Genomic DNA, 21,999 nt, shown 5'->3' with positions numbered 1-21,999 from the left:
GACACGGTTAACGCATATTATACTTTTTGAATATAAATTTACATCGAGATCCATTGTTCGGCTCGGCAGCAACAGTCGTTGATCCAGACAGAACGATCCTGCTTGCTTGCCTCTTGTGACCAACGATCGCAACAGTCTCGACCAACCTCAGTGCCCAAGGACAAATCGATGTTCGGATTCAACAACGCCTCGCGCTCAAAACTTGAGTCGCTCGAAGTCATTACCGCCAATATTATGATCGCCGATGCCAATCTCAACATCCGTTATATGAATGCTGCCGTTCAGGACCTGCTGAAGGAAGCGGAAAGCGACCTGAAGAAGGAACTGCCCCGTTTCGACTTCAAATCGCTGATCGGCGCCAATATCGACATCTTCCACAAGAACCCCTCCCATCAGCGCAATATGCTGGCGACGCTGAAGGTGCAGCACAAGGCCACCATCTGGGTTGGGCACCGGGCCTTTGACCTGATCGTCACACCGCTTCTCGACAACAACAAGACCACCGGCTTCGTCGTGGAATGGGCCAATGCCGCCGCGCGCCTGCAGAACACCGATTTCCTGAACCAAATGGTGGCGATCAGCCGCGTTCAGGCCATTATCGAGTTCACCACCGAGGGCGAGATCGTCAGCGCAAATGAGAACTTCCTCAATGCACTCGGCTACCGCATCGACGAAATCAAGGGCAAGCATCACAGCATGTTTGTCGACAAGGATTTTGTGAAGAGCCCCGCTTACGAGACCTTCTGGAAAGAGTTGCGGGCCGGCAAGTTTCAGGCCGCCGAATTCACCCGCATCGGCAAGAACGGCAAGAAGGTCGTCATCAACGCCTCCTATAACCCGATCCTGAACGACAAGGGTCAGGTGACCAAGGTGGTGAAATTCGCCACCGATGTGACCGAGCGGGTGCACGCGGTCAAGACGATCGGCGAATCGCTCACCAAACTGGCGGCGGGCGATCTTACCTTCAACCTGGACACGCCGTTCGCGGCAGATTTCGAAAGCCTGCGTGGCAGCATGAACGAAGCGGTGACGCAGCTGGGAACCACGCTCGCCGCCGTGTCGAAATCGACGGAGCAGATCGACAGCGGTACCCGCGAAATCAGCCACAGCGCCCAGGATCTGTCCAAGCGCACCGAGCAGCAGGCGGCGTCGCTGGAAGAAACCGCGGCGGCCCTCGACCAGATCACCGTGAACGTCTCGAACGCTTCGAAGCGCGCCGAAGAAGCCCGGACCGCGGCGGCGACAGCGAGCGACAATGCGGCCCGCTCGGGCAAGGTGGTGGCCGATGCCGTTGGCGCCATGGCCCGCATCGAAACCTCATCGAGCCAGATCTCCAACATTATCGGCGTGATCGACGAAATCGCCTTCCAGACCAACCTGCTTGCCCTCAATGCCGGTGTTGAAGCGGCACGCGCCGGCGACGCCGGCAAGGGCTTTGCCGTCGTTGCCCAGGAAGTCCGCGAACTCGCCCAGCGTTCCGCCCAGGCCGCAAAAGAGATCAAGGAACTGATCCGCAACTCTTCGGACGAGGTGCGCAACGGCGTCAAGCTGGTCAGCGAGACCGGCGAGGCCCTGAGCACCATCCAGGAGAATATCGTCGCCGTGAACGAACACATGGAGGCGATTTCCAGTTCCGCCCGCGAACAGGCGACGGGTCTTTCGGAGGTCAATGCCGCGGTCAACCAGATGGACCAGGTCACCCAGCAGAATGCCGCGATGGTGGAAGAATCCAATGCCGCAAGCGCGACGCTGGCGCAGGAAACCGAACGATTGCGCCAGTTGATTAGCCGCTTCGCGCTCGGGTCGCATTACCAGGCCGAGGGTTCCTCTCGGCAGGTGTCGCGCGGGTCGTCGGCGGCGCCCCGTTACCCGGCTCCGGCTGATCGACGACCCGCTACCCGGTCCGCCCCGGCCTCCGTCGGCAATACGGCCCTGAAACAGGAGGACTGGCAGGAATTCTAAGCCGCACATCCAGCACCCAGACGGCGTTTGGGCACGGATCCGGTTTCGATCAGCCACACCAAACAGGAAAGGCGCGGATCACTCCGCGCCTTTCGTCATTTTCGACAACCGCTATCGTCAGGCCTTGAAGAAGGCGAGCAGATCGGCGTTCAGCACGTCGGCATGGGTGGTCAGCATACCGTGCGGGTAGCCTTCGTAGACCTTCAGCGTGCCGTTCTTCAGCAGCTTTACGGCGAGGCGGGCCGAATCGTCGATCGGCACGATCTGGTCGTCGTCGCCATGCATGACCAGCGTCGGAACGTCGATGGCCTGGAGGTCGGCGGTGAAGTCGGTTTCGGAAAACGCCTTGATGCCGTCGTAATGGGCCTTGGCACCGCCGGCCATGCCCTGGCGCCACCAATTCTGGATCGCGCCCTGGGATACCGCGGCATTCGGCCGGTTGAAGCCGTAGAACGGACCCGAAGCCACATCGAGATAGAATTGCGAGCGGTTGGCGGCGAGCGCTGCGCGGAAACCGTCAAACACTTCGATCGGCAGACCGCCCGGATTGGCTTGCGTCTTCAGCATGATCGGCGGCACGGCGCCGACCATTACCAGCTTGGCGACCCGGCCCTTGCCGTGGCGGGCGACATAGGCTGCGGCTTCGCCGCCGCCGGTCGAATGGCCGACATGGATGGCATCATGCAGGTCGAGATGCTCGGTGACGGCGGCGACATCGGCGGAATAGTGTTCCATGTCGTGACCGTCCGACACCTGGGTCGACCGACCATGGCCGCGGCGGTCATGGGCGATGACACGATAGCCCTTGCCGACGAAATAGAGCATCTGTGCATCCCAATCGTCGCCGGACAGCGGCCAGCCATGATGGAAGACGATCGGCTGGGCGGTCTTTGGACCCCAATCCTTGTAGAAAATATCAACGCCGTCTTTGGTCTTTACGAAACTCTGGGTCATGGACATATCTCCTTCAGCTGGGTTTTGAGAGGTGGCATGGGCCGACAGCGCCGGCAGTGCCAGGTATGTGGTCAAGGCCGCAGTGCCGAGCAGCGCATCGCGGCGGGTCAGAATGACATTCAGTTGCTCGGACACTGCGGTCTCCTTCAGGTCTGCCCCGGTGATTCATGGCCGGATTTGTATTGTGTGCGTTTCAATCGTGCACGATCTATATGACTCATCTGAGGCTTTCCGTCAAGCGCTTGCGATTCAATTGCGTACGATTTATATTACGCAGATTATCGAACGAGCCGATGAAGGCAAAATGACACAGCAAGACACTGCACCCGCCACGCCGCGGCTGAACCTCGACAGCTTTCTCTGCTTTGCGATCTATTCCGCCGGCCACGCTTTCAACCAACTCTACCGCCCCCTGCTGGATGCGATCGGTCTGACCTATCCGCAATATCTTGTGATGGTGGCCCTGTGGTCGCGGGACGACCAGACGGTCAAGGATCTTGGAAAGATGCTGTTTCTGGAATCCAGTACGCTGACGCCACTCATCAAGCGGCTTGAGGGCGCGGGCTATCTGACCCGCAGCCGCGATCCGGTCGACGAGCGCATGGTGCGGGTGCGGTTAACCGCCGAGGGTGAGGCACTGCGCGACAAGGCGCTGTCGATACCGAGCTGCGTGGGCGAGGCGACGGGATTGTCGAGCGCCGAACTGGTGGCGCTGACGGATCAACTCGCCTCAACCCGCGATGCCATTCTGAAACCGCGATAGTCCTCGCGGTCTATTGACCTAGCGCGGCATCCGGGCAAAACCCTTGACGAGAATGGGGCCGGTCGGGCGACCGGTCGGAGATCCGCCGGGCGGTTCCAGGGTGATCTCGTACAACTGGTCTTCCTGCGGCCCCGGCAGCGCTGCACTCTTCAAGAGCGCGGTCCTCCAGCCATCGAGCAGCCCGAGCGACTGCGGGCCCATATCCTTCGACGGCAGGGTCCAGACCTGCAGCGACCGATCGGCCGGGGCATTGAAATCGGCAATCGGGGTGATGCGGGCCGAGTCATTGCCAAAATCCTCGACCAGAACCAGAGGTTGCCCCGCTTCATTGACCAGAACGGCGATCACCTGCGGTGCGGGCTGGTTGAGAACGGAATAGGAGAGCCCGGCCAGCAGCAGCAGCGATGCCGCAATGCCGGCCATGGCCGTCGCCCGCCAGCGCGACAGGCGGTTGTCGTTGACAGCGGGTGCCGGGGCGGCAGGACCATTTGCCAGAGGTGATGCAGCCTTGGATGTGCCGCGGCTTGCCGCCTCGGGCAGAACGGCATCAATGCGGCTCCAGAGATCCGCCGAGACCGGACGCGGGGGACCAGCCAGATCCAGTTCGACAAAGCGGTCACGGCTTTCCGCCACGGCGCTGCGCAGCACGGCATCCTCTTCAAGTTCGGCCTCAAAGGCCAGGATGTCGGCAGGATCGAGAAGGCCGAGCACATAGTCATCGGCGCGCTCGCGGGCTGTGGGGATGGAAGGGCTCATGCCATGCACTCCCGAAGCGAGGCAAGACCGCGGCGGATCCAGGCCTTGGCGGTGCCGAGCGGCACTTTCAGCCGGCCGGCAATCTCGCCATGGCTATAGCCCGACAGGTAAGCCATCAGGATGCTGCGGCGCTTGGTTTCGTCGAGGCCGGCCAGGCAATCGCGCAGCCGGCTGTGCTCGTCCATGTCGGCTAAGGGATCGACGGCGATCTCGGCCTGGGCATCCTCCTGCAGGCGATCGAGGCTATCGGCTTCCAGCAGATCCTCGCGCGAGCCATCGCGCAGTGCATTGAGCGCGCGGTTGCGCACGATGGCGTAGATCCAGCCGCGCGCCGAGCCGCGGTCTGGCGCATATTGATGGGCCTTGTTCCAGATCTGGATAAAGGCCTCCTGCACGATTTCCTCGGCCAGGTCGTGCCGGCGCAGGATACGGTGGGCAATGGTGACGAGACGGGCCGCTTCGGCATCATAGATGGCCCGCAGGCCATTTCGGTCGCCGCGCGCACAGGCCGACAGAGCACTGGCCAGCGCCTGTTGAGGATCGAGCATCATGCCTCCCTTGGTTCGATCCGCAAGGAATAGCCCGCCATGAGACAATTCGAAAGAGCGCATGTGCCTTTGCGGCGATCCTGCCGCCGAAACCACACGAACGCGTGCCGCCCTCGAGGGGCAGGGTCTTTCGGCATGCTTCTGTTTCTGGTCGGTTTCCATAATGCAGCTACCCGCGGCATGAAAAATCGGATGCAGACGAACATTATTTTAATCCGGCTGCATCCAAACGCTCCTTCCGCGTGTCGTCAGATCAGGAAGCGTTACAACGGCGCTTTCATTGGTCACCAACACTCTGGGAGAAACCACATGAAAACCTTCAACACCGTTCTGCTGACATCCGGCTTCGTTCTGGCCGCTGTTGCCGCTCACGCCGCTCCGGTGCTCGGCCTTGCCGGCGACAAGACCTTGGTGATGTTCGACACCGACAAGCCGGAGATTTCCAAGTCCATGGAGGTCACCGGCGTCACCAAGCTGGCCGGCATCGACTACCGTCCGGGCAACAAGACCGTGATCGGCGTCACCGCCGACAATGCCATCGTCACGATCGACCTTGCTACCGGTGCTGCCACCGAAGTGGCCAAGATGGACAAGCCGCTCTCCATGACCGAGGCGCCCGTGATCGTCGACTTCAATCCGATGGCCGACCGCCTGCGCTACATGACCGGCACGACCAATCACCGCGTTCACCCCGACACCGGCGCCGTGACGGTCGATGGCACGCTGGCCTTCGAGGAGGGCGACATGCACAAGGGTGAAGTGCCGAACATTGTCGCGGCTGCCTATATAAACTCCTTCGGCAAGCCGGAAAAGACTGCGATGTACAATATCGACGCGACGATCGGTGCCCTGATCCAGCAGACCAAGCCGAATGACGGCACGCTGAAGGCGATCGGCAAGCTCGGCATCGACGGCAAGCCTTCAGCCTACGGCTTTGACGTGCAGACCACCGAGGACGGCACGAACACCGCATGGCTGGTGGCCGACAATACGATCTACAAGGTCAATATCGAGACCGGGGCCGCCACCAAGTCCGGCACAATCATCGGCACCGACGCCCTGGTGCGCGACATCGCCATTCTGCCGGCGATGTAAATCCATAAGGAGTGCCGAAACGACATCAGGCCGGCGAGAGCCGGCCTGATCTGTTTTGCTGTTTAATTTAAGCTCAAAGCGCCGCCATGTATTTCGGCAGTTCCGACATGCGCGGCACGACGATCATCTTCGTCACCTCGCCGCGCTTGAAGGCATTGAGGAAGCGGTTGTATTCCTCGAACACCACACAGCCGCTGCTGTCGCCGCGCACGCGCAGCAGATAGGTGTGGGTGAGGAATCCGTCGCGGCCATATTTGTTGCGGCCGTCATAGGGCAGCATGCGGATTGCCTCGACGCCGTGGAAGCGGCTTTCGCGCATGCGCAGATTGTAGATATGCGGCGGTGTCGGGCCGCGGTTCTTGACATTGGCATAACGGGGATTGTCGCGCATGCTGCCGCGGCCGGAATGAGCCTCCAGCTTTTCGCCATTCGGCATATGCACGACGCCGGCCGAAATATCATAGACGGCGATCCGGCTGTTCTTCCCGGGCAGTTTCGACTTGTTGCCAAACAGCTTCCAGCCATCGTCTTCCTCGACGACCGATTTTTCCGGCCGCGCCACGGCCAATTGTTCGGCAGCAGGCGGAGCGACCTTTTCGGTCGGCGGCTTGGCAGTCTTCGGCGTTTCCGGACGGGCCGCCGGCAAGGGTCCGATCACCAGCAGATCGTCTTCCGTGTCGTGGTCGGTCTCGGAGAGCACTTCTTCAAACGGCAATTCGCGCGGATCCACGGCCGGCGGCACGATGTCATCGGTGGCCATGGGCGCTGCATAGGCAAGCGCTACCGAGGAGACGGATGATACGGACGCTGGTGCGGGCTTTGCAGGGATAGAGGCGGTGACCAGCGGATCGGTCATGGCCATGCTCGGGGTCGCCAGCTTTGCCGCCAGCGCCAGTTCGCGTGTCGCCTGGGCATTGGCCGCAGCGATCGCCTGGCGCAGGATGGCGATGCGCTGTTCGTTCGGCACGGAGGACGCCAGCGCCAGACGCTGAGACTTGTCGACATCGGAAAGGTTCATGGAGCGCGGCAAGACGGCGAGCAGCGGATCGTCGGTCAGGGCAACGGCACGGGCAAGCCGAGCCTTGGCCTCTTCGAGAGCCGCCATATCCTGTCGCTTGTCGATCCCAGTCACCGACCGCGAACGATCGACGATCGCCACCCGCGACGAGATGAGGAAAGCATCGGACCGGCCGGCCGGGACTTTTTGTGCGGAAATCGACATGGTCTGTACGGTCGCGATCGCCACCGTCACCCAGAAGGCGGCGGCAATGCCGACGCCGATCACCACGGCCTTCGACACGGCCGGCTTTTTCTTCGGGGGAACCGATCCCTTCACGGGGTTACGGCTACGCATTGTTTCGCTCGAGAACGCCATACTCATACTCGTTACCAATGCGGCCGTTTCCGGCCGGCGGCCATACGCGCCGCGTTTACCATGAGCACAGGTCCGGCAACCCCCGAAGCCGTATTTGCGCCCGTCGGCACAAGCCGACTGGAAGCAAGTATGAAGAGACTTGGTAACCAAGTCGTTTACGCGGCATCGCTTATGGACGATCCCGTGCAAAAACGATGCAAGGCGGCGAAGCGGGAGGACTTCGCTTCACACCGAGCGGGTCAGCCCGCCATCGACCTTGAGGTTCTGGCCGGTGATATAGCCGGCACCGTCGGAGGCGAGAAAGGCGACCGTTGCCGCGATTTCCTCGCTGGTGCCGTAGCGTTTCATCGGCACGCCATCGCGCCGCTCCTCGGTGGCGGGCAGGCTGTCGATCCATCCCGGAAGGACATTGTTCATGCGGATATTGTCGGCCGCATAGGTATCGGCGAAGATCTTGGTGAAGGCGGAAAGCCCGGCGCGGGCGACGGCGGAGGTCGGGAACATGGCGCTCGGCTCGAAGGCCCAGGCCGTCGAGATGTTGACGATCGCGCCCGACTTCTGGACCTGCATGATCGGCGTGACCAGCCGCGTTGGACGGATGACGTTCAGGAGATAGACGTCGATGCCCTTGTGCCAGTCCTCATCGCTGATCTCGAGGATCTGGGCGCGCGGTCCGTGGCCGGCACTGTTGACCAGCACATCGACCCGGCCCCAGCGCTCCATCGTGCTGTCGACAAGGCGCTGCAGATCCTCCGGGGATTGATTGGAGCCGGTAGCACCCAGGCCGCCCAGTTCCTGCGCCAGCGCCTCGCCCTTGCCGGAGGACGACAGGATTGCGACCTTGAAACCGTCTTCTGCCAGCCGCCGTGCCGAGGCCGCGCCCATGCCGCTGCCGCCCGCGGTGATGATTGCCACTTTATCCACTGCCATCGCATCCTCCTGCTCATTGATGGAGCAGGATTTCGCCCGGCGTGCGGAATGTCCAGAGGGGACAGGTCGATTTCAGGGATTGTTCAAGACTTTGCTGACAGAGCCGGCGCTTTCGCCGTCCCGCCGCATATGTCAGCGTCTGCTTACCAGGAGCGAACGTCGAGCACCCGGTCGCGATGAGCCGGATGGGTCGAGAAGACGAAGATCCGGTCGAGTTCCTTCTGGGTCAGCAGGCGCAGGAAGCGCACTTCGGCCGTGTTGTTGGCATAGACCTTCATCAGCAGGCAGCCGACCTTGGTGATGCGGGCATCCGGCAGATCCAGATAGAACTGCTGCGGCAGGTTATACTGGGTCAAGAGGCTGATAACCGCGCCGCTCATGGAAATCCGGATAATGTCGCAGCGGCGGGCAGCCATGTGCATGACGCCTTTTTCCGTATACTCGATACGGCCGGCATTCATGGTGTCCTCCATCTTGAACCGCGACTCGCGGTCATACATGAAGGATTCCTCTTTCTTGAGATAGCTTCCCTTGTTCGAAGATGCTTGCATAGCCATTGTATCGCCCACCAGTTTTATTATGGGAGGCAGAATAAGACGAGGGATTTAACAGTTCCTTTTTGCCCGATCGTCGTTCTGTCCGGCCTATCGTTATCGCTAACCGGCGGTTAAGCGAAACAGGTCAGATCTTGGCATAGGCCTGACCCTCAGCATCAAAAAGATGCAGCTTGGCCGGGTCGGCGGCAAAGCGCAGCTTTTCACCCTTCTTGACCGGCACGGTGCCCTGCAGCTTGACGACGATCGACTCTTCTTCAACCGGGCCTTCGACATAAAGCATGGTCACTTCGCCCAGCGCCTCGACGATCGACACCACGCCTTCAAAGAGATGGTGATCGCCGCTGGCGATGCTCAGATCCTCCGGCCGCACACCGAAGCTTGCCTTCTTGCCGGCGTCTGCGGCCGGTGTCGCGATCTCAAGCGAAACAGTGCTGCCGTCGAGAAGTTTCAACAGGGTGCTGGCGCCGGCCGTTTCGATCGTGGCGGGCATGATGTTCATGGCCGGCGAGCCGATGAACTTGGCGACGAAGAGATTGGCCGGATGATCGTACAACTCCAGTGGCGGGCCGACCTGCTCGATCTTTCCGGCAGACAACACGACGATGCGATCGGCAAGCGTCATGGCCTCGACCTGGTCATGGGTGACGTAGATCATCGTGGTATCGGGCATGGTTTCGTTGAGCTTGGCGATCTCGATGCGGGTGGCAACGCGCAACGCCGCATCAAGGTTCGACAGGGGCTCATCGAACAGGAAGACTTTCGGATCGCGGCAGATGGCCCGCCCGATGGCGACGCGCTGGCGCTGGCCGCCCGACAGCGCCTTCGGCAGACGATCCAGATAAGGTTCCAGCTGCAGGATGCCGGCCGCCGAGCGAACACGGCGATCGATCTCTTCCTTGCTTTCGCCGGCGATCCGCATGCCGAAGGCCATGTTGTCGTAGACCGTCATGTGCGGATAGAGCGCATAGGACTGGAAGACCATGGCAATGCCGCGCTTGGACGGCGGCACGTCATTGACCACCTGGCCATCGATGATCATCTCACCGCTGGTGACGTCCTCCAGACCGGCGATCATCCGGAGCAAGGTGGACTTGCCACAGCCGGACGGGCCGACGAAGACGATGAATTCGCCCTGGGCGATCTCGAGATCGATCCCATGCAGGATTTTTACCTGGCCGTAGGACTTGCGGATGTCTTTTAAGATGAGGCCTGTCATGATCTCCCCCCTCGCGCCTTAGCCGTGACGCGCGAAATACGCGCCCCAGGCCGGAAGCCGGATGTTTTGATTGTCTATGCTGCTGGCAAAGCCGTGGCCGGACAGTTCCTGCCAGTCCCCTTGCGGCAGGGTGGCCTCGCCTTCGACCGCCGACATGTTGAAGATGCAGAGCACCGTCTCATTGCCGAGCGACCGGGTATAGGCCAGGATCGAACCGTCTGCCGGCTGAAAGACGATGTCGCCCTTGGCAAAGGCTTCGTGCTGCTTGCGGAAGGCCAGGAAGCGCCGGTACTGCTCCAGCACCGAGTCCGGATTGCCTTCCTGAACGCTGACGGCATTGAGCACATGCTCGACCGGGATGGGCAGCCAGGTCTTTTCGGCCGAACTGAATCCCGCCTGCATGGCCCGGGCATCCCAGACCATCGGCGTGCGGCAGCCGTCGCGACCTTTAAATTCCGGCCAGAACTGGATGCCATAGGGATCCTGCAGGTCTTCAAAGGCGATATCGGCCTCGGTCAGGCCCAGTTCCTCGCCCTGATAGATGCAGACCGAACCGCGCTGCGTCAGCAGGATTGCGGCCAGCAGTTTGGCATAGGCGATGCGATCGACGACGTCGGCGCCCCAGCGGCTGACATGGCGCACCACATCGTGGTTGGAAAAGGCCCAGCAGGCCCAGCCCTCGGCGGCAGCCGCCGCAAAGGCCTTCTGCACCTCGCCGACCCGCTCGGCGGTCAAAACGTCGGGCGCCAGGAATTCAAACGCGTAGCACATCTGCATCTTGTCGCCGCCGGAGGTGTATTCGCCGACGATCTCCAGGCCACGCTGGCTGTCGCCGACTTCGCCGACCGCGGCAATCGCCGGGAACTCGTCGAGCACGGCGCGGAAGCGCTTCAGGAATTCGAGGTTTTCCGGTCGGTTCTTGTCGTAGATATGCTCCTGGAAATTGTAAGGATTGACGGCTGGCGCCGTGGCGGCGTTGCGGCGCTCGGGCGCCAGCGCCGGATTGTCGCGCAATTCCTTGTCGTGGAAATAGAAATTGATGGTGTCGAGACGGAAGCCATCGACACCGCGCTTCAACCAGAAGCGCACGGCATCGAGAACCGCGTCCTGTACCTGCGGATTGTGCAGGTTGAGGTCGGGCTGCGAGGTCAGGAAGTTGTGCATGAAATACTGCATGCGGGTCGGATCCCACTGCCAGGCCGAGCCGCCGAAGATCGACAGCCAATTGTTCGGCGGCGTGCCGTCCGGCTTGGCGTCCGACCAGACATACCAGTCCGACTTGGGATTGATGCGGCTCGACCGGCTCTCGACGAACCAGGCGTGCTGGTCTGAAGTGTGGGAAATGACCAGATCGATCATCACCTTGATGCCGAGACGATGGGCTTCGGCGATCAGGCCGTCGAAGTCGGACAGCGAGCCGAACATCGGATCGACATCGATATAGTTGGAGACGTCGTAGCCAAAATCCTTCATCGGCGAGGTGAAGAAGGGCGAGATCCAGATGGCGTCGGCACCGAGCCTGGCGATATGCGGCAGGCGGGCGGTGATGCCCTTCAGGTCGCCGATGCCGTCGCCGTTCGAATCCTGGTAGGAGCGCGGATAGATCTGATAGATCACCGCGCCGCGCCACCAATCCTTATCCTGCGCCAGTACCGATTGCGAAACTGCAGTCATGGTCATTCCTTGTTAATTCCGTTCGAAAACATGAGATATCATAACGTTCAGCCCCCCTTGACGGATCCCGCCAAAAGGCCGCGCACGAGATAGCGTTGCAGAGTGAAGAACACGGCCAGCGGCACGATGATGGTGATGAAGGCGGAGGCGGTCAGGATCTCCCAATTGCCGCCGCGAGAGCCGAGAAGATTGACCAGACGGCCGGTCAGCACCAGTTCGCTGTCGCCGGCGCCTAAGAAAACCATGGCGACCAAGAGGTCGTTCCAGGTCCACAGGAACTGGAAGATCGAGAAGGACGCCAAAGCGGGATAGGACAGCGGCAGGACGATCTTGACGAAGATGGTGAAATCGCTGGCGCCATCGACCCGCGCCGATTCCATGATCTCGCGCGGCAGACCGGCAATATAGTTGCGCAGCAGATAGATGGCGAGCGGCAGGCCAAAGCCCATATGGGCAAGCCAGATGCCGAGATAGGTCTTGGACGGCACGCCGAAGAATACGCCGACGTCGTTGTACATGCGCAGCAGCGGGATCAGCGACATCTGCAGCGGCACGACCAACAGGCCGACGATCACCGCCAGAATGAGTGCCCGGCCGGGAAATTTCATCCAGGCAAGCGCATAGGCCGCAAAGGCAGCGACAAGAATCGGGATGATGGTTGCCGGAACCGCCACCGTCAGGGAATTCAGGAAGGACTGGCCGATGCCTTCGGCCGTCAGCACCGTGCGGTAATTGTCGAAGGTGAAGCGCGGCGGAACGGCCGAGGTGAAGAAGATGCGGTCGCCGCGCGTGCCTTCGAAGGCCTTGGGCGATTCGATGCGGAAATCGCCGTTCTCCCCGAGCGTCAGCTTGCTGCCATCGTTGCGCTCGGCCGTGGCTCCGGGCTCATAGGCGGTCGGCTGGTTGATATTGACACCGAAGGCACTGACCGTTCCGCCCTTGCCGTCGAAGACGTTGCCGGAGATTACAAAGGCGCCGTTCTGCTCGACCTGGGCGCTTGGGGCCGGCGCGCGATAAATGCCGTTCTGGCTGGAGGTGGTCAGGGCCGTCCACCAGCCTGAGGCGACGATCTGGTCCTTGTCGCGCAGGGACGAGATCAGCAGACCGGCGGTCGGCAGGGTCCACAGGGCCACCAGCAGCAGCACGGACAGATGCACGGCCCAGGTGAGCGGGGAATTTTTGGCGGCGCGCATGTCAGCGTCCCTCCATTTCGCGGCGGGCATTGCGAATGTTCCACACCATGATCGGCACGACCATGACCATGATGACGACGGCAATGGCCGCGCCGCGGCCGAAATCGCCGCCGCCGCGGAACATCCAATCGAACATCAGGTTGGCCAGCACCTGGGTGTTCCACTGGCCGTTGGTCATGGCCAGAACGATATCGAAAACCTTGAGGACCAGGATGGTGATGGTCGTCCAGACCACGGCGATCGTGCTCCACATCTGTGGAACCTTGATCTTCATGAAGATCTGGAACGGATTGGCGCCGTCGATGACGGCAGCCTCGATGGTTTCCTCCGGAATGCCGCGCAGGGCCGCCGACAGCAGCACCATGGCAAAACCGGTCTGGATCCAGATCAGGATGACCATCAGGAAGAAATTGTTCCAGAACGGCAGCGTGATCCAGATCTGCGGCTCGCCGCCGAAGAAGACGACGATGGCGTTCAGGATGCCGATCTGCTCGGAGCCGGCGTCGCGGTAGTCGTAGACGAATTTCCAGATCACCGAGGCGCCGACAAAGGAGATCGCCATCGGCATGAAGATCAGCGACTTGGCGATATTGCCCCACCAGATGCGATCGGTAAGCGCCGCTATGATCAGGCCAAACAGCGTCGAAAAGGTCGGGACGATGATCAGCCACAGCATGTTGTTGAAGATCGATTTGCGGAACTCACCGTCGGTCAGCATCCAGCGATAATTGTCGAGCCCGACGAAATTCGTGCCGGACCGGTCGTAGAGCGAATAGGCAATGGACGAGAACAGCGGGTAGACCAGATAGACCGACAGGGAAATGAAGGCCGGGCCTAAAAACAGCCAGGGCCTGACCATATTGGCGCGGCGCATATTGCGCGAGGCGCGGGCCGTGTCGTCGATATTGGATGGAAAGATCCAGTCGAGCAACAGGTTCGAGCCGTAAAAATAGCCGATTGCGCCTGCAACCCCGAGCACGATGGTTACCAGTGCGTAGAATAACTGATCCACAGTCTCCCCTCCCCTCGCTGCCTTGTCTGCCGCGCTCATTCATCCGGCCTGAACCGGCGGCGCGACTTTGATCGAAGAGGGCCGGACCACAGCCGGTCCGGCCCTCCGTTTCGAGGATGATACCCTACTTCAGCCCGTCCCAGGCCTTCTGGATGCTCGCCGCGACATCGGCGGCCGACTTGCCACCGGTGTAGTCGACCATACCGGTCCAGAAGGCTCCAGCACCGATCTTGCCCGGCATCAGATCCGAGCCGTCGAAGCGGAAGGTGGTGGCATTCAGAAGAATGTCGCCCTGCTTGGCCATCGGCGCATTGGCATAGGTCTCCTTGCTGGCGCTCTTATAGGGCGTCAGGAAGCTGGACTGCGCCATCCACAGTTCATGGGCGATCGGCGTCTGCAGGAATTCGATGAAGGCACGGGCGGCGGGCGAATCCTTGGTGATCATCGCCAGCGTGCCGGCGCCCAGCACCGGATTGCCGAGATCCTTCTTGCTTTCATAAGGCGGCATGTAGAAGAAATCGGCATCTTCGCCGACCACGGTGCCTTCAGGGAAGAAGGACGGCACGAAGGACGCCTGGTGATGCAGGTAGCACTTGGGCGGCGCACCGAACAGGCCCTTCGGGCTGTCGCGGAAGTCGGTCGAGGCAACGGCGGCCGAACCGCCATCGACGAACTTGTCGTTCTTGGCAAACCAGCCGAACTCGTCGATCGCGGTCAGAACGGCCGGATCGGTGAACGGAATGGCATTGGTGACCCACTTGTCATAGGTTTCCGGGGAGGATGTGCGCAGCATCATGTCCTCGACCCAGTCGGTGGCGGGCCAGCCGGTTGCACCGCCGGACCCCAGACCGATGCACCAGGGCGTACCGCCGTCCTCGACGATCTGCTCGGTCAGAGCCTTCAGCTCTTCCATGGTCTTGGGCACTTCGTAGCCGGCGTCTTCGAAGTTTTCCGGCACGTACCAGACCAGCGACTTGACGTCGATCTTGTAGGGGAAGGCATAGAGCGCTTCGGCGCCATCCTTGCCCTTATAGGTCGACAGATCGACCCAGGACTGGCCGGCGGCATAGTTTTCGAGGAGCCAGGTCTTCAATTCGTCGCCGAGCGGCGTCAGGTAACCCTTGGATGCGAGGTCGGCGATCAGGCCGGGCTGCGGCAGGATCGCGACTTCCGGCGGGCTGCCGGCCTGGGTGTCGATGACGATCTGCTGTTCATAATTTTCAGAGGAGGAATATTTGACGTCGATGCCCGTCGCTTCCTCGAAATAGGCAAACACGCTTTCGAACAGAGCCTGGTCTTCGCCGCGCCAGGGGCCGAAGATCGTCAGGCTCTGGCCCTTCAGGTCATGGCCCTTCTTGAAATCTTCAAAGCTCGTCCAGTTGAATTTCTTGTCTTCGCCAGGCGCGAATTTCAGCTCCGCCGCGCCAGCAGAGCCGGCAAGCAGCGCAAGGGCAGCAGCATGCAATAGCCAAGTTTTCTTCATGTGATTTACCTCCCATCACATTGTCCAGCGGGATGATCCCGCCAGGCTCGTCCTGAATAATGGATTCATTCAAAGCGCTTTGACGACGAGTAATTTCACTTGGATCTAAAGAGAGTCAAGCCCTTTTCAGAAGATGGACCAAAAGGCCGCAAGGAACGCCAGCGATTTAAGCACAGGGCCTGGGCTTTGTCATTTTGCTGTTTATATGCCATCCAGCTACTGATAGAAGTTTCAAGCGCTTGGCATTCACGAGGTGGGCGTCGACGCCCGAATGCCAGGCCCGAGGAGTGGCCAACAGGTGAATCTCAAACAGTTATCGCAATTGCTCGGCCTGTCGCAAACGACAATCAGCCGCGCCTTGAACGGCTATCCCGAGGTCAATGAGGAAACGCGCCAGCGCGTGCTGCAGGCGGCCAAGGAAACCGGTTATCGGCCCAACCTTGCCGCCCAGAGGCTGGCGACGGGCAAGGCCGGATCGATCGGCCTGATCATGCCGATCGCGCCCGACCATAGTTCCGACATCCATTTCGCCGAATTCCAGAGCGGGCTTGCGGAAGAGGCGCTTCGGCAGGACTTTCATCTGGTGATCATGCCAGCCCATCCACGCGAAGAGGAACAGGCCATCCGCTGGCTGGTCGCCAGCGGCAGCGTCGACGGCTATTACCTGGCCTATATGCGCGAAAACGATCCGCGCATCACCATGGCCAAGACCCTGAATGTGCCGTTCATCGTGCATGGCCGGTCGCTCCGCCTGGAATCGGACTATCCCTATCTCGACGTCGATAACGAAGGCGCTTTCAACGATGCGACCAGCCTGCTGCTGCGGCTCGGCCATCGCCATTTCGGCCTGTTGAACGGCCCTGACTATCTCGACTTTGCCATCCGCCGGCGCGACGGTGTGGTCGCGGCGCTGGCCAGCGCCGGGCTGACGCTTGCTGCATCCCATACCCGCAATTCGGTGATGACCGACGAATTCGGCTTTCGCGGCATGGCAGAGCTGCTGCGCCTGCCGGAACCGCCGACGGCAGTGCTGTGCGCCAGCACGGTGCTGGCGCTCGGGGCTGTGCGGGCGATCAACCAGGCCGGGCTGAAGCTCGGCAAGGATATTTCGCTGATTGCCCATGACGACGTGCTGCCGTTGCTGAAGCCCGAAAACTTCTCGATCCCGCTGACCACCACCCGGTCTTCGCTGCGGGCGGCAGGCAACCGCATCGCGCAGCGGCTGATCTGTCAGATCAACGGCCAGGAGCCGCAGCCGCCCCTGCATGAATTGTGGAAGGCCGATCTTGTCATCAGGGCCTCGACGGGCCCTGCGCCGCGATAGGCCGTCACTTGCCCGCTTAGAATTTCGGCGCGGTCAGGCCGGCGGTGCGATAGGCGGCGATCACGGTATTGGCCATCAGCATGGCGATGGTCATCGGGCCGACGCCGCCTGGAACCGGCGAAATGGCACCGGCAACGCCGATGCATTCGTCGAAGGCGACATCGCCGACCAGCCGGCTCTTGCCCTCGCCTTTTTCCGGTGCCGGGATGCGGTTGATCCCGACATCGATGACGGTGGCGCCGGGCTTGATCCAATCGACCTTGACCATCTGGCCGCGGCCGACGGCGGCGACCAGGATATCGGCATTGCGGCCGAGCGCTGCCAGATCGCGGCTGCGGGAATGGCCGATCGTCACGGTGGCATTGGCGGCCAGCAGCAATTGCGCCATCGGCTTGCCGAACAGGTTGGAGCGGCCGATCACCAGCGCATTGAGGCCGGACAGATCCGCGCCGTGGATCTGGCGGACCAGCAGCATGGCGCCGGCCGGGGTGCAGGAGATCAGGCCCGTTTCGAGATCGCCAACCGCAAGCTTGCCGGCGTTGAGGATGTTGAGGCCATCAACGTCCTTTTCCGGCAGGATCGCCTGGATCACCGCATCGGACTGCAGATGTTTGGGCAGGGGCAGTTGCACCAGGATGCCGTGAATGGCGGTGTCCGCGTTCAGCGTTGCGACCAGTGCCATCAACTCTTCCTGCGTGGTCTCTTCCGGCAGCGTGTGCTGGATGGAGTTGAACCCGCACTGCTTGGCCATCCGGCTCTTGGAGCCGACATAGGCGTGACTGGCCGGATCGTTGCCGACGATGACCACGGCAAGACCCACCTTGCCACCGGTCTGGTTTTCGTAGCCTGCCGCGGCAGATGTCACTGCCTCGATCACAGATGCGGCTGCCTGCTTGCCATCAATCACTGTCGTCACACCGATCACCCCTTGCCTGGATAGGTCCGGCCACTCTAGCGTCCGGTTCTCGCCACGATTTTCCTGCCACCGCCCTATGGTGTCTAAAATCGGCAAATGCAAGGGATCTCAAGCGGAAGAGATATGCGAAGGCGGCAAAAACAACAGTCACGATGCCGCAGCCGCAGCACGATGGACGCATCGGCCGGGTTGCGGAAACGATTGCCGGAAGGGCGGCGCTTCTGCTATCAGCGTCTCCTATCTGTTCCGTCCAGGAGATGATCGATGTTTGCGACGCCACGCCTCCGGGCATTCCTGTGACGGGTCCCGCCGCTGCATCGCTGATGACGCTCGGCTGGTCGGATTTTTTCGCGGACCAGCTGGCGCCGGAAGAGACCGGCCTTGCCGTGGTGCGCATCGCTTCCGTGCACCGGGCGCGGCTGTCCGGCTTGTCCATCGAAGGCGCTGTTGATCTCGACTTGCCGGTTCATACCAATACAGGCGACTTTGCGGTGGGAGACTGGGTGCTGGCCGAGCCGCACAGTTTCGCCCTGCACCGCCGGCTCGACCGCCGGACGCTGCTGCAGCGCCGCATCGAAGGCAAGAAGGCGCCGCAGCTGGCGGCTGCCAATGTCGACACGCTGTTCATCGTCACCTCCTGCAACCTGGATTTCAATCCAGCCCGGCTGGAGCGCTATCTGGCCCTGTGCAACCAGGCTGGCACGGAGCCGGTCATGGTGCTGACCAAGGCCGATACAGCCGAAGACCTGGCGAGTTACCAGGAACAAGCGGCGGCCCTGCAGCGCGGGCTGGCGGTCGTGACCGTGAATGCCCGCTCGCCCGATAGCGCCTTGGCGCTTGCCCCCTGGTGCAAGCCGGGCCAGACCGTGGCCATGATCGGTTCGTCGGGCGTCGGCAAGTCGACGCTGGTCAACACACTGGCCGGTCCGGACCGCGCCACGGCCCAGGAAACCGGCGGCATCCGCGAGCGTGACGCCAAGGGGCGCCATACGACGACGGCACGCTCGCTGCACGCCATTGCCGGCGGCGGCTGGATCATCGACACGCCGGGCATGCGCACGCTCAATGTCAGCGATGCCGCCGAGGGGATCGACACGCTGTTTGCCGAAATCACCGATCTGGCACCCTCCTGCCGGTTTCGCGATTGCACCCATGCCCATGAGCCGGGTTGTGCGGTGCAGGCCGCCATTGCCGCCGGCACCCTGCCCGCCGAGCGGCTGGCGCGCTGGCGCAAGCTGCTTGCGGAAAACCGTAGCAATACGCCCGAACAGACCGGGCCGCGCGGCAACAAGACAACGTCGCCGCGCAAGAAATATTGAAGCGCCGGCATCGCGTTGGCTGATCGCAGGACTTTGGAAACCTTGACGCCCTATAGTCTGGCGAAGACGGAACGGAGCCCAAGCGTGTCAAATATCATCGACTTCAAGCAACCGCCGAAACCGCCAAAGCCGAAGACACCCCGCCCGGGGCTGCGCAAGGCCCTGACGATCCTCGGCGTGGTGGCAGTTTTTCTGGCAGCATGGGCTTATTTCCGCTATTTCGGCGGCTGATTTCGACAAAGGTGCAGCAGGTCTGAAAGCCATCGGCGGTGGCACACAAATGCCTCTCTTTTCCCAATGTTTCTGAAACGCGGTCATTGTGAGGCGACTGGAATCGAGACTGGAAACCCGAACTGTTTGATGCGTAAAAGAGGTCTTGCATGCTGCCTGCCAAAAGGAAACCGAGTTGATGATGTCGAGGCCTGTGCCAAGAGTTCTGATCGTCGATGACGATATGGAAATCCGCACGCTTCTCAGCCGGTATCTGGAAGAACAGGGTTTCGAGATTTCCACTGCCGCCCATCTGCGCGGCTGCGCCGAGGCCATCCACCGCTCACAGCCGGACCTGTTGGTCCTAGACGTGATGCTGCCCGACGGGTCCGGCTTCGATTTCTGCCGCGATCTGCACCGGCAGACACCGAACCTGCCGGTCATCCTGCTCACGGCACTGAAAGAGGATATCGATCGCATCCTCGGCCTAGAGATCGGTGCCGACGACTATCTCGGCAAACCCTTCAATCCCCGCGAACTGGCGGCCCGCATCCGGGCGGTGCTGCGCCGTGTCCATGCCATCGGTGCCCTGGAGGACCTGCCGCGGCGCTACCGCTTCGGCGAGTTTTCCCTCGACCCGCAAAGACGACGGGTGGAGCGTCACGCCGGCGAGGTCTTCGATCTCACCGGTGCCGAATTCGACCTGCTGCAGGCCTTCGTCGAACATTCCGGACAGCGGCTGTCGCGGGAACAATTGCTGGACTTCACCCAGAGCAAGGAACGGGATTCGGCCGACCGGTCTATCGACGTGCTGGTCAGCAGGCTGCGCCGCAAGCTCGGAGAAACAGTCGATTCCCCCATTTTCAGAACCATCCGCCATGGCGGCTACCAATTGGTCGTGCCAGTAACAACGATTCTGGATGACGCATGAAATCTCTGGTCTTCCGCATTGCCACTCTTCTGGTGGCAGCCATCGTGTTCGTGGTCATCCTGTCCACCGTGGCGGCTTTTTTCGCGCTGCGGCCACCGATCAGCAATGACTTCAGCAGTGTCGAGGCGCGCAAGCTGGAACTGTTGGCCACGCTGGTCGAGAAGGACCGATCAGCAGCCGTCTCCGCAGGCGCGATCATCCGCCCGCAGCCGAGCGATCGCGAAGCCGACACGGAGTTCGCGACCATCATGTCCGAATCGCTGAAACGGATCGGCTCGCCCAGAGCCTCCACGGTGGTGCATGGCGACGAGCCCTGGACCGCCCTGGTGTCGCTGCAGCTTGCCGACGGCGATTGGCTGCACACGCCGTTGCGCGGGCTTGGACCGCCACCGGGCGAATGGAAGCGGCTGTTGACCTGGCTCGTGTTGATCATCGTCGGCAGCGCCTTCATCGCCGTCTTCGCCGCCACGAAGATCACCCGGCCGCTGCAACTGATCGAAAACGCCATGGCAGGGGTTGGGTCAGACGGATTGCTGTCCCACATCCCGGAGACCGGCAATCGCGAACTGCGCGCCACGGCACAGGCACTCAACCGGCTTTCGACGCGCCTCAGGGCGGCAACGGAGAGCCGGATGCGGCTGGTTGCGGCCGCCGGACATGACCTGCGGACACCATTGACCCGAATGCGCCTGCGTGCCGAGTTCATCAAGGATAAAGCCGAACGGGCCAAATGGTTTGCCGATCTGGAAGAACTGGATTCGATTGCTGACAGCGCTATACGACTGGTGCGCGAAGAGGTCGGCGCCAGCAAGCCGGAGAGGGTTCGGCTCGACGCTGCCATCCAAAGGATCGTCAACGAAATGTCCGCACTCAAGCTGACGGCCGAACAGGGGCATCTTGAGACGATGACAATCTTTGCCGATCCGCTTGCCCTGACCCGGGCGCTGCGCAACCTGATCATCAACGCGGCAACCCATGGCGAGGCCGCTGTGGTGACCGTTGAACGTCAGGCGGACCGGGCCGTGGTCAGGATCAAGGATAGCGGGCCAGGCGTGCCGACCGATCTACTCGGCCAGATCTTCGAGCCATTTTTTCGCATCGACATCGCCAGGCGCAAAGCGATACCGGGCGCCGGCCTCGGCATGGCGATCGCCAAGGAAATCATCGAGCGTTTCAACGGCAGCATCACCGTGCGCAATCGCACACCACGCGGCCTAGAGGTTATCGTTACATTTCCCGAGGCCACGGACGAAACCTCTTAAGGCAGGTGGCGCAGGCCATCGGCCAGCAGCGCACACCGGCGCCGGCGAAGCCTCTCAGAAAGGTTTCGACACACAATTCCATGAAAATTCCAGATTTCAGCAATATTCGGAAATCTTTGCGCGCGTCGACGACAGTATTGTTGGCCTAACCATTTGAGGAGATTCGCCAGTTTCTCCATGGGACACCAGAAAGATCCATCCTCGGCCAGTGAAGCCTTCGGATCTTTCGCGCCAGAGCCCCGGCGCGCCGTTTCGGCGTACCATTACGGAAGGGCCACGATGATGCCGGAGATTGAAGACTGTTTCGAAACTGAACAGGACAAGATCTGGCATTGCGGGAACCATGTACCGCTGCAGACGCAGCCAGACCTGTTCCATCTTGAAGAATGCCATATCACCGGCAAGAGCGCGGCGCTCGGCTTCCTCGCCCTCCACTTCTGGCGGGACGTCGCCCGATCGGACAGCGTTCGAAAACAATAACCCTTTGCGCACCCGATCGATCCATTGACGGATCTGACT

21 protein-coding genes are annotated in these 21,999 nt (G+C 61.4%); 9 read left to right on the top strand and 12 right to left on the bottom strand.

All coding sequences use genetic code 11. The annotated features are described in order from the left end of the window. Positions 1-168: 168 nt before the first annotated feature. The gene (locus HGO38_RS05120; protein WP_250954835.1) at positions 169-1,962 is read left to right on the top strand and encodes a methyl-accepting chemotaxis protein; all 1,794 of its coding nucleotides are present in this window, start codon (positions 169-171) and stop codon (positions 1,960-1,962) included. A 117-nt stretch (positions 1,963-2,079) separates the two neighbouring features. On the opposite strand, the gene HGO38_RS05115 is transcribed toward HGO38_RS05120, so the two are convergent. Further along, positions 2,080-2,916 (bottom strand): alpha/beta fold hydrolase, encoded by an 837-nt coding sequence (locus tag HGO38_RS05115; RefSeq protein WP_250954994.1) that lies wholly within the window; start codon positions 2,914-2,916, stop codon positions 2,080-2,082. A gap of 304 nt (positions 2,917-3,220) precedes the next feature. Here HGO38_RS05115 and HGO38_RS05110 point away from each other — a divergent pair, with 304 nt between their 5' ends. After that, entirely contained in the window at positions 3,221-3,679 is a 459-nt protein-coding gene (locus HGO38_RS05110; RefSeq protein ID WP_250954834.1) for a MarR family winged helix-turn-helix transcriptional regulator, read from the top strand. A gap of 18 nt (positions 3,680-3,697) precedes the next feature. Here the strand turns inward: HGO38_RS05110 and HGO38_RS05105 are convergent, their stop codons facing one another. Both HGO38_RS05105 and HGO38_RS05100 read right to left on the bottom strand, forming a co-directional pair. Then, on the bottom strand, positions 3,698-4,435 hold the full coding sequence (locus HGO38_RS05105) for an anti-sigma factor (RefSeq protein WP_250954833.1): 738 nt from the start codon (positions 4,433-4,435) through the stop codon (positions 3,698-3,700). Continuing rightward, complete coding sequence (locus tag HGO38_RS05100) at positions 4,432-4,983, bottom strand: sigma-70 family RNA polymerase sigma factor (protein ID WP_250954832.1); 552 nt, start codon at positions 4,981-4,983, stop codon at positions 4,432-4,434. The genes HGO38_RS05105 and HGO38_RS05100 overlap by 4 nt, the downstream gene beginning before the upstream one ends. Positions 4,984-5,292: 309 nt before the next feature. On the opposite strand from HGO38_RS05100, the gene HGO38_RS05095 reads away from it, so the two are divergent. Continuing rightward, complete coding sequence (locus HGO38_RS05095) at positions 5,293-6,078, top strand: DUF4394 domain-containing protein (protein WP_250954831.1); 786 nt, start codon at positions 5,293-5,295, stop codon at positions 6,076-6,078. A 73-nt stretch (positions 6,079-6,151) separates the two neighbouring features. Here HGO38_RS05095 and HGO38_RS05090 read toward each other — a convergent pair whose 3' ends face one another. The 8 genes from HGO38_RS05090 to HGO38_RS05055 all read right to left on the bottom strand — a co-directional run bounded on the left by HGO38_RS05090 (position 6,152) and on the right by HGO38_RS05055 (position 15,518). Next, the gene (locus tag HGO38_RS05090; RefSeq protein ID WP_250954830.1) at positions 6,152-7,432 is read right to left on the bottom strand and encodes a DUF2778 domain-containing protein; all 1,281 of its coding nucleotides are present in this window, start codon (positions 7,430-7,432) and stop codon (positions 6,152-6,154) included. A 246-nt stretch (positions 7,433-7,678) separates the two neighbouring features. Further along, the gene (locus HGO38_RS05085) at positions 7,679-8,383 is read right to left on the bottom strand and encodes an SDR family oxidoreductase (protein WP_250954829.1); all 705 of its coding nucleotides are present in this window, start codon (positions 8,381-8,383) and stop codon (positions 7,679-7,681) included. A gap of 143 nt (positions 8,384-8,526) precedes the next feature. After that, a complete protein-coding gene (locus tag HGO38_RS05080; protein WP_250954828.1) occupies positions 8,527-8,883 on the bottom strand; it encodes a hypothetical protein in 357 nt (118 codons plus the stop codon). Positions 8,884-9,064: 181 nt separating this feature from the next. Then, positions 9,065-10,156: an ABC transporter ATP-binding protein gene (locus tag HGO38_RS05075; protein ID WP_250954827.1), complete on the bottom strand. Its 1,092-nt coding sequence runs from the start codon at positions 10,154-10,156 to the stop codon at positions 9,065-9,067. An 18-nt stretch (positions 10,157-10,174) separates the two neighbouring features. Next, on the bottom strand, positions 10,175-11,830 hold the full coding sequence (bglA, locus tag HGO38_RS05070; RefSeq protein WP_250954826.1) for a beta-galactosidase BglA: 1,656 nt from the start codon (positions 11,828-11,830) through the stop codon (positions 10,175-10,177). A 47-nt stretch (positions 11,831-11,877) separates the two neighbouring features. Beyond that, positions 11,878-13,023, bottom strand: a complete 1,146-nt coding sequence (locus HGO38_RS05065) for a carbohydrate ABC transporter permease (RefSeq protein ID WP_250954825.1) — start codon at positions 13,021-13,023, stop codon at positions 11,878-11,880. Between the two features lies 1 nt (position 13,024). Further along, positions 13,025-14,035, bottom strand: a complete 1,011-nt coding sequence (locus tag HGO38_RS05060) for a carbohydrate ABC transporter permease (RefSeq protein ID WP_250954824.1) — start codon at positions 14,033-14,035, stop codon at positions 13,025-13,027. A gap of 124 nt (positions 14,036-14,159) precedes the next feature. Continuing rightward, a complete protein-coding gene (locus HGO38_RS05055; RefSeq protein ID WP_250954823.1) occupies positions 14,160-15,518 on the bottom strand; it encodes an ABC transporter substrate-binding protein in 1,359 nt (452 codons plus the stop codon). Between the two features lie 298 nt (positions 15,519-15,816). Between HGO38_RS05055 and HGO38_RS05050 the strand changes: the two genes are divergently transcribed. Beyond that, positions 15,817-16,842, top strand: coding sequence for a LacI family DNA-binding transcriptional regulator (locus HGO38_RS05050; protein WP_250954822.1), 1,026 nt, complete (start codon positions 15,817-15,819; stop codon positions 16,840-16,842). A gap of 16 nt (positions 16,843-16,858) precedes the next feature. Here HGO38_RS05050 and HGO38_RS05045 read toward each other — a convergent pair whose 3' ends face one another. Then, the gene (locus tag HGO38_RS05045; protein ID WP_250954821.1) at positions 16,859-17,758 is read right to left on the bottom strand and encodes a bifunctional methylenetetrahydrofolate dehydrogenase/methenyltetrahydrofolate cyclohydrolase; all 900 of its coding nucleotides are present in this window, start codon (positions 17,756-17,758) and stop codon (positions 16,859-16,861) included. A 257-nt stretch (positions 17,759-18,015) separates the two neighbouring features. Between HGO38_RS05045 and rsgA the strand changes: the two genes are divergently transcribed. The 5 genes from rsgA to HGO38_RS05020 all read left to right on the top strand — a co-directional run bounded on the left by rsgA (position 18,016) and on the right by HGO38_RS05020 (position 21,960). Then, positions 18,016-19,077 carry a ribosome small subunit-dependent GTPase A gene (gene rsgA / locus HGO38_RS05040; protein WP_502941504.1) on the top strand — a complete coding sequence of 354 codons (1,062 nt, stop codon included), beginning with the start codon at positions 18,016-18,018 and terminating at the stop codon, positions 19,075-19,077. An 84-nt stretch (positions 19,078-19,161) separates the two neighbouring features. Next, a complete protein-coding gene (locus tag HGO38_RS05035) occupies positions 19,162-19,308 on the top strand; it encodes a hypothetical protein (protein ID WP_250954820.1) in 147 nt (48 codons plus the stop codon). A 178-nt stretch (positions 19,309-19,486) separates the two neighbouring features. Then, a complete protein-coding gene (locus HGO38_RS05030; RefSeq protein WP_250954819.1) occupies positions 19,487-20,218 on the top strand; it encodes a response regulator in 732 nt (243 codons plus the stop codon). Further along, positions 20,215-21,480 carry a HAMP domain-containing sensor histidine kinase gene (locus HGO38_RS05025; RefSeq protein WP_250954818.1) on the top strand — a complete coding sequence of 422 codons (1,266 nt, stop codon included), beginning with the start codon at positions 20,215-20,217 and terminating at the stop codon, positions 21,478-21,480. Before HGO38_RS05030 ends, HGO38_RS05025 begins: the two co-directional genes overlap by 4 nt. A gap of 279 nt (positions 21,481-21,759) precedes the next feature. Further along, positions 21,760-21,960 carry a hypothetical protein gene (locus tag HGO38_RS05020; protein WP_250954817.1) on the top strand — a complete coding sequence of 67 codons (201 nt, stop codon included), beginning with the start codon at positions 21,760-21,762 and terminating at the stop codon, positions 21,958-21,960. The last annotated feature ends 39 nt before the right edge of the window (positions 21,961-21,999 follow it).

This window comes from Rhizobium sp. CG5, assembly GCF_023701945.1.
Lineage (GTDB): Bacteria > Pseudomonadota > Alphaproteobacteria > Rhizobiales > Rhizobiaceae > Allorhizobium.
The sequence above is the reverse complement of the archived record's forward strand: the minus strand, read 5'-3'. Positions and strand labels throughout refer to the sequence as shown.

Coding starts and splice junctions, on each gene's coding strand:
- HGO38_RS05020 (WP_250954817.1), top strand. CDS start 21,760: ATGATGCCGGAGATTGAAGACTGTTTCGAAACTGAACAGGACAAGATC.
- HGO38_RS05115 (WP_250954994.1), bottom strand. CDS start 2,916: ATGACCCAGAGTTTCGTAAAGACCAAAGACGGCGTTGATATTTTCTAC.
- HGO38_RS05025 (WP_250954818.1), top strand. CDS start 20,215: ATGAAATCTCTGGTCTTCCGCATTGCCACTCTTCTGGTGGCAGCCATC.
- HGO38_RS05065 (WP_250954825.1), bottom strand. CDS start 13,023: ATGCGCGCCGCCAAAAATTCCCCGCTCACCTGGGCCGTGCATCTGTCC.
- HGO38_RS05105 (WP_250954833.1), bottom strand. CDS start 4,435: ATGAGCCCTTCCATCCCCACAGCCCGCGAGCGCGCCGATGACTATGTG.
- bglA (WP_250954826.1), bottom strand. CDS start 11,830: ATGACTGCAGTTTCGCAATCGGTACTGGCGCAGGATAAGGATTGGTGG.
- rsgA (WP_502941504.1), top strand. CDS start 18,016: ATGATCGATGTTTGCGACGCCACGCCTCCGGGCATTCCTGTGACGGGT.
- HGO38_RS05100 (WP_250954832.1), bottom strand. CDS start 4,983: ATGCTCGATCCTCAACAGGCGCTGGCCAGTGCTCTGTCGGCCTGTGCG.
- HGO38_RS05120 (WP_250954835.1), top strand. CDS start 169: ATGTTCGGATTCAACAACGCCTCGCGCTCAAAACTTGAGTCGCTCGAA.
- HGO38_RS05095 (WP_250954831.1), top strand. CDS start 5,293: ATGAAAACCTTCAACACCGTTCTGCTGACATCCGGCTTCGTTCTGGCC.
- HGO38_RS05080 (WP_250954828.1), bottom strand. CDS start 8,883: ATGTATGACCGCGAGTCGCGGTTCAAGATGGAGGACACCATGAATGCC.
- HGO38_RS05075 (WP_250954827.1), bottom strand. CDS start 10,156: ATGACAGGCCTCATCTTAAAAGACATCCGCAAGTCCTACGGCCAGGTA.
- HGO38_RS05030 (WP_250954819.1), top strand. CDS start 19,487: ATGATGTCGAGGCCTGTGCCAAGAGTTCTGATCGTCGATGACGATATG.
- HGO38_RS05110 (WP_250954834.1), top strand. CDS start 3,221: ATGACACAGCAAGACACTGCACCCGCCACGCCGCGGCTGAACCTCGAC.
- HGO38_RS05055 (WP_250954823.1), bottom strand. CDS start 15,518: ATGAAGAAAACTTGGCTATTGCATGCTGCTGCCCTTGCGCTGCTTGCC.
- HGO38_RS05085 (WP_250954829.1), bottom strand. CDS start 8,383: ATGGCAGTGGATAAAGTGGCAATCATCACCGCGGGCGGCAGCGGCATG.
- HGO38_RS05090 (WP_250954830.1), bottom strand. CDS start 7,432: ATGCGTAGCCGTAACCCCGTGAAGGGATCGGTTCCCCCGAAGAAAAAG.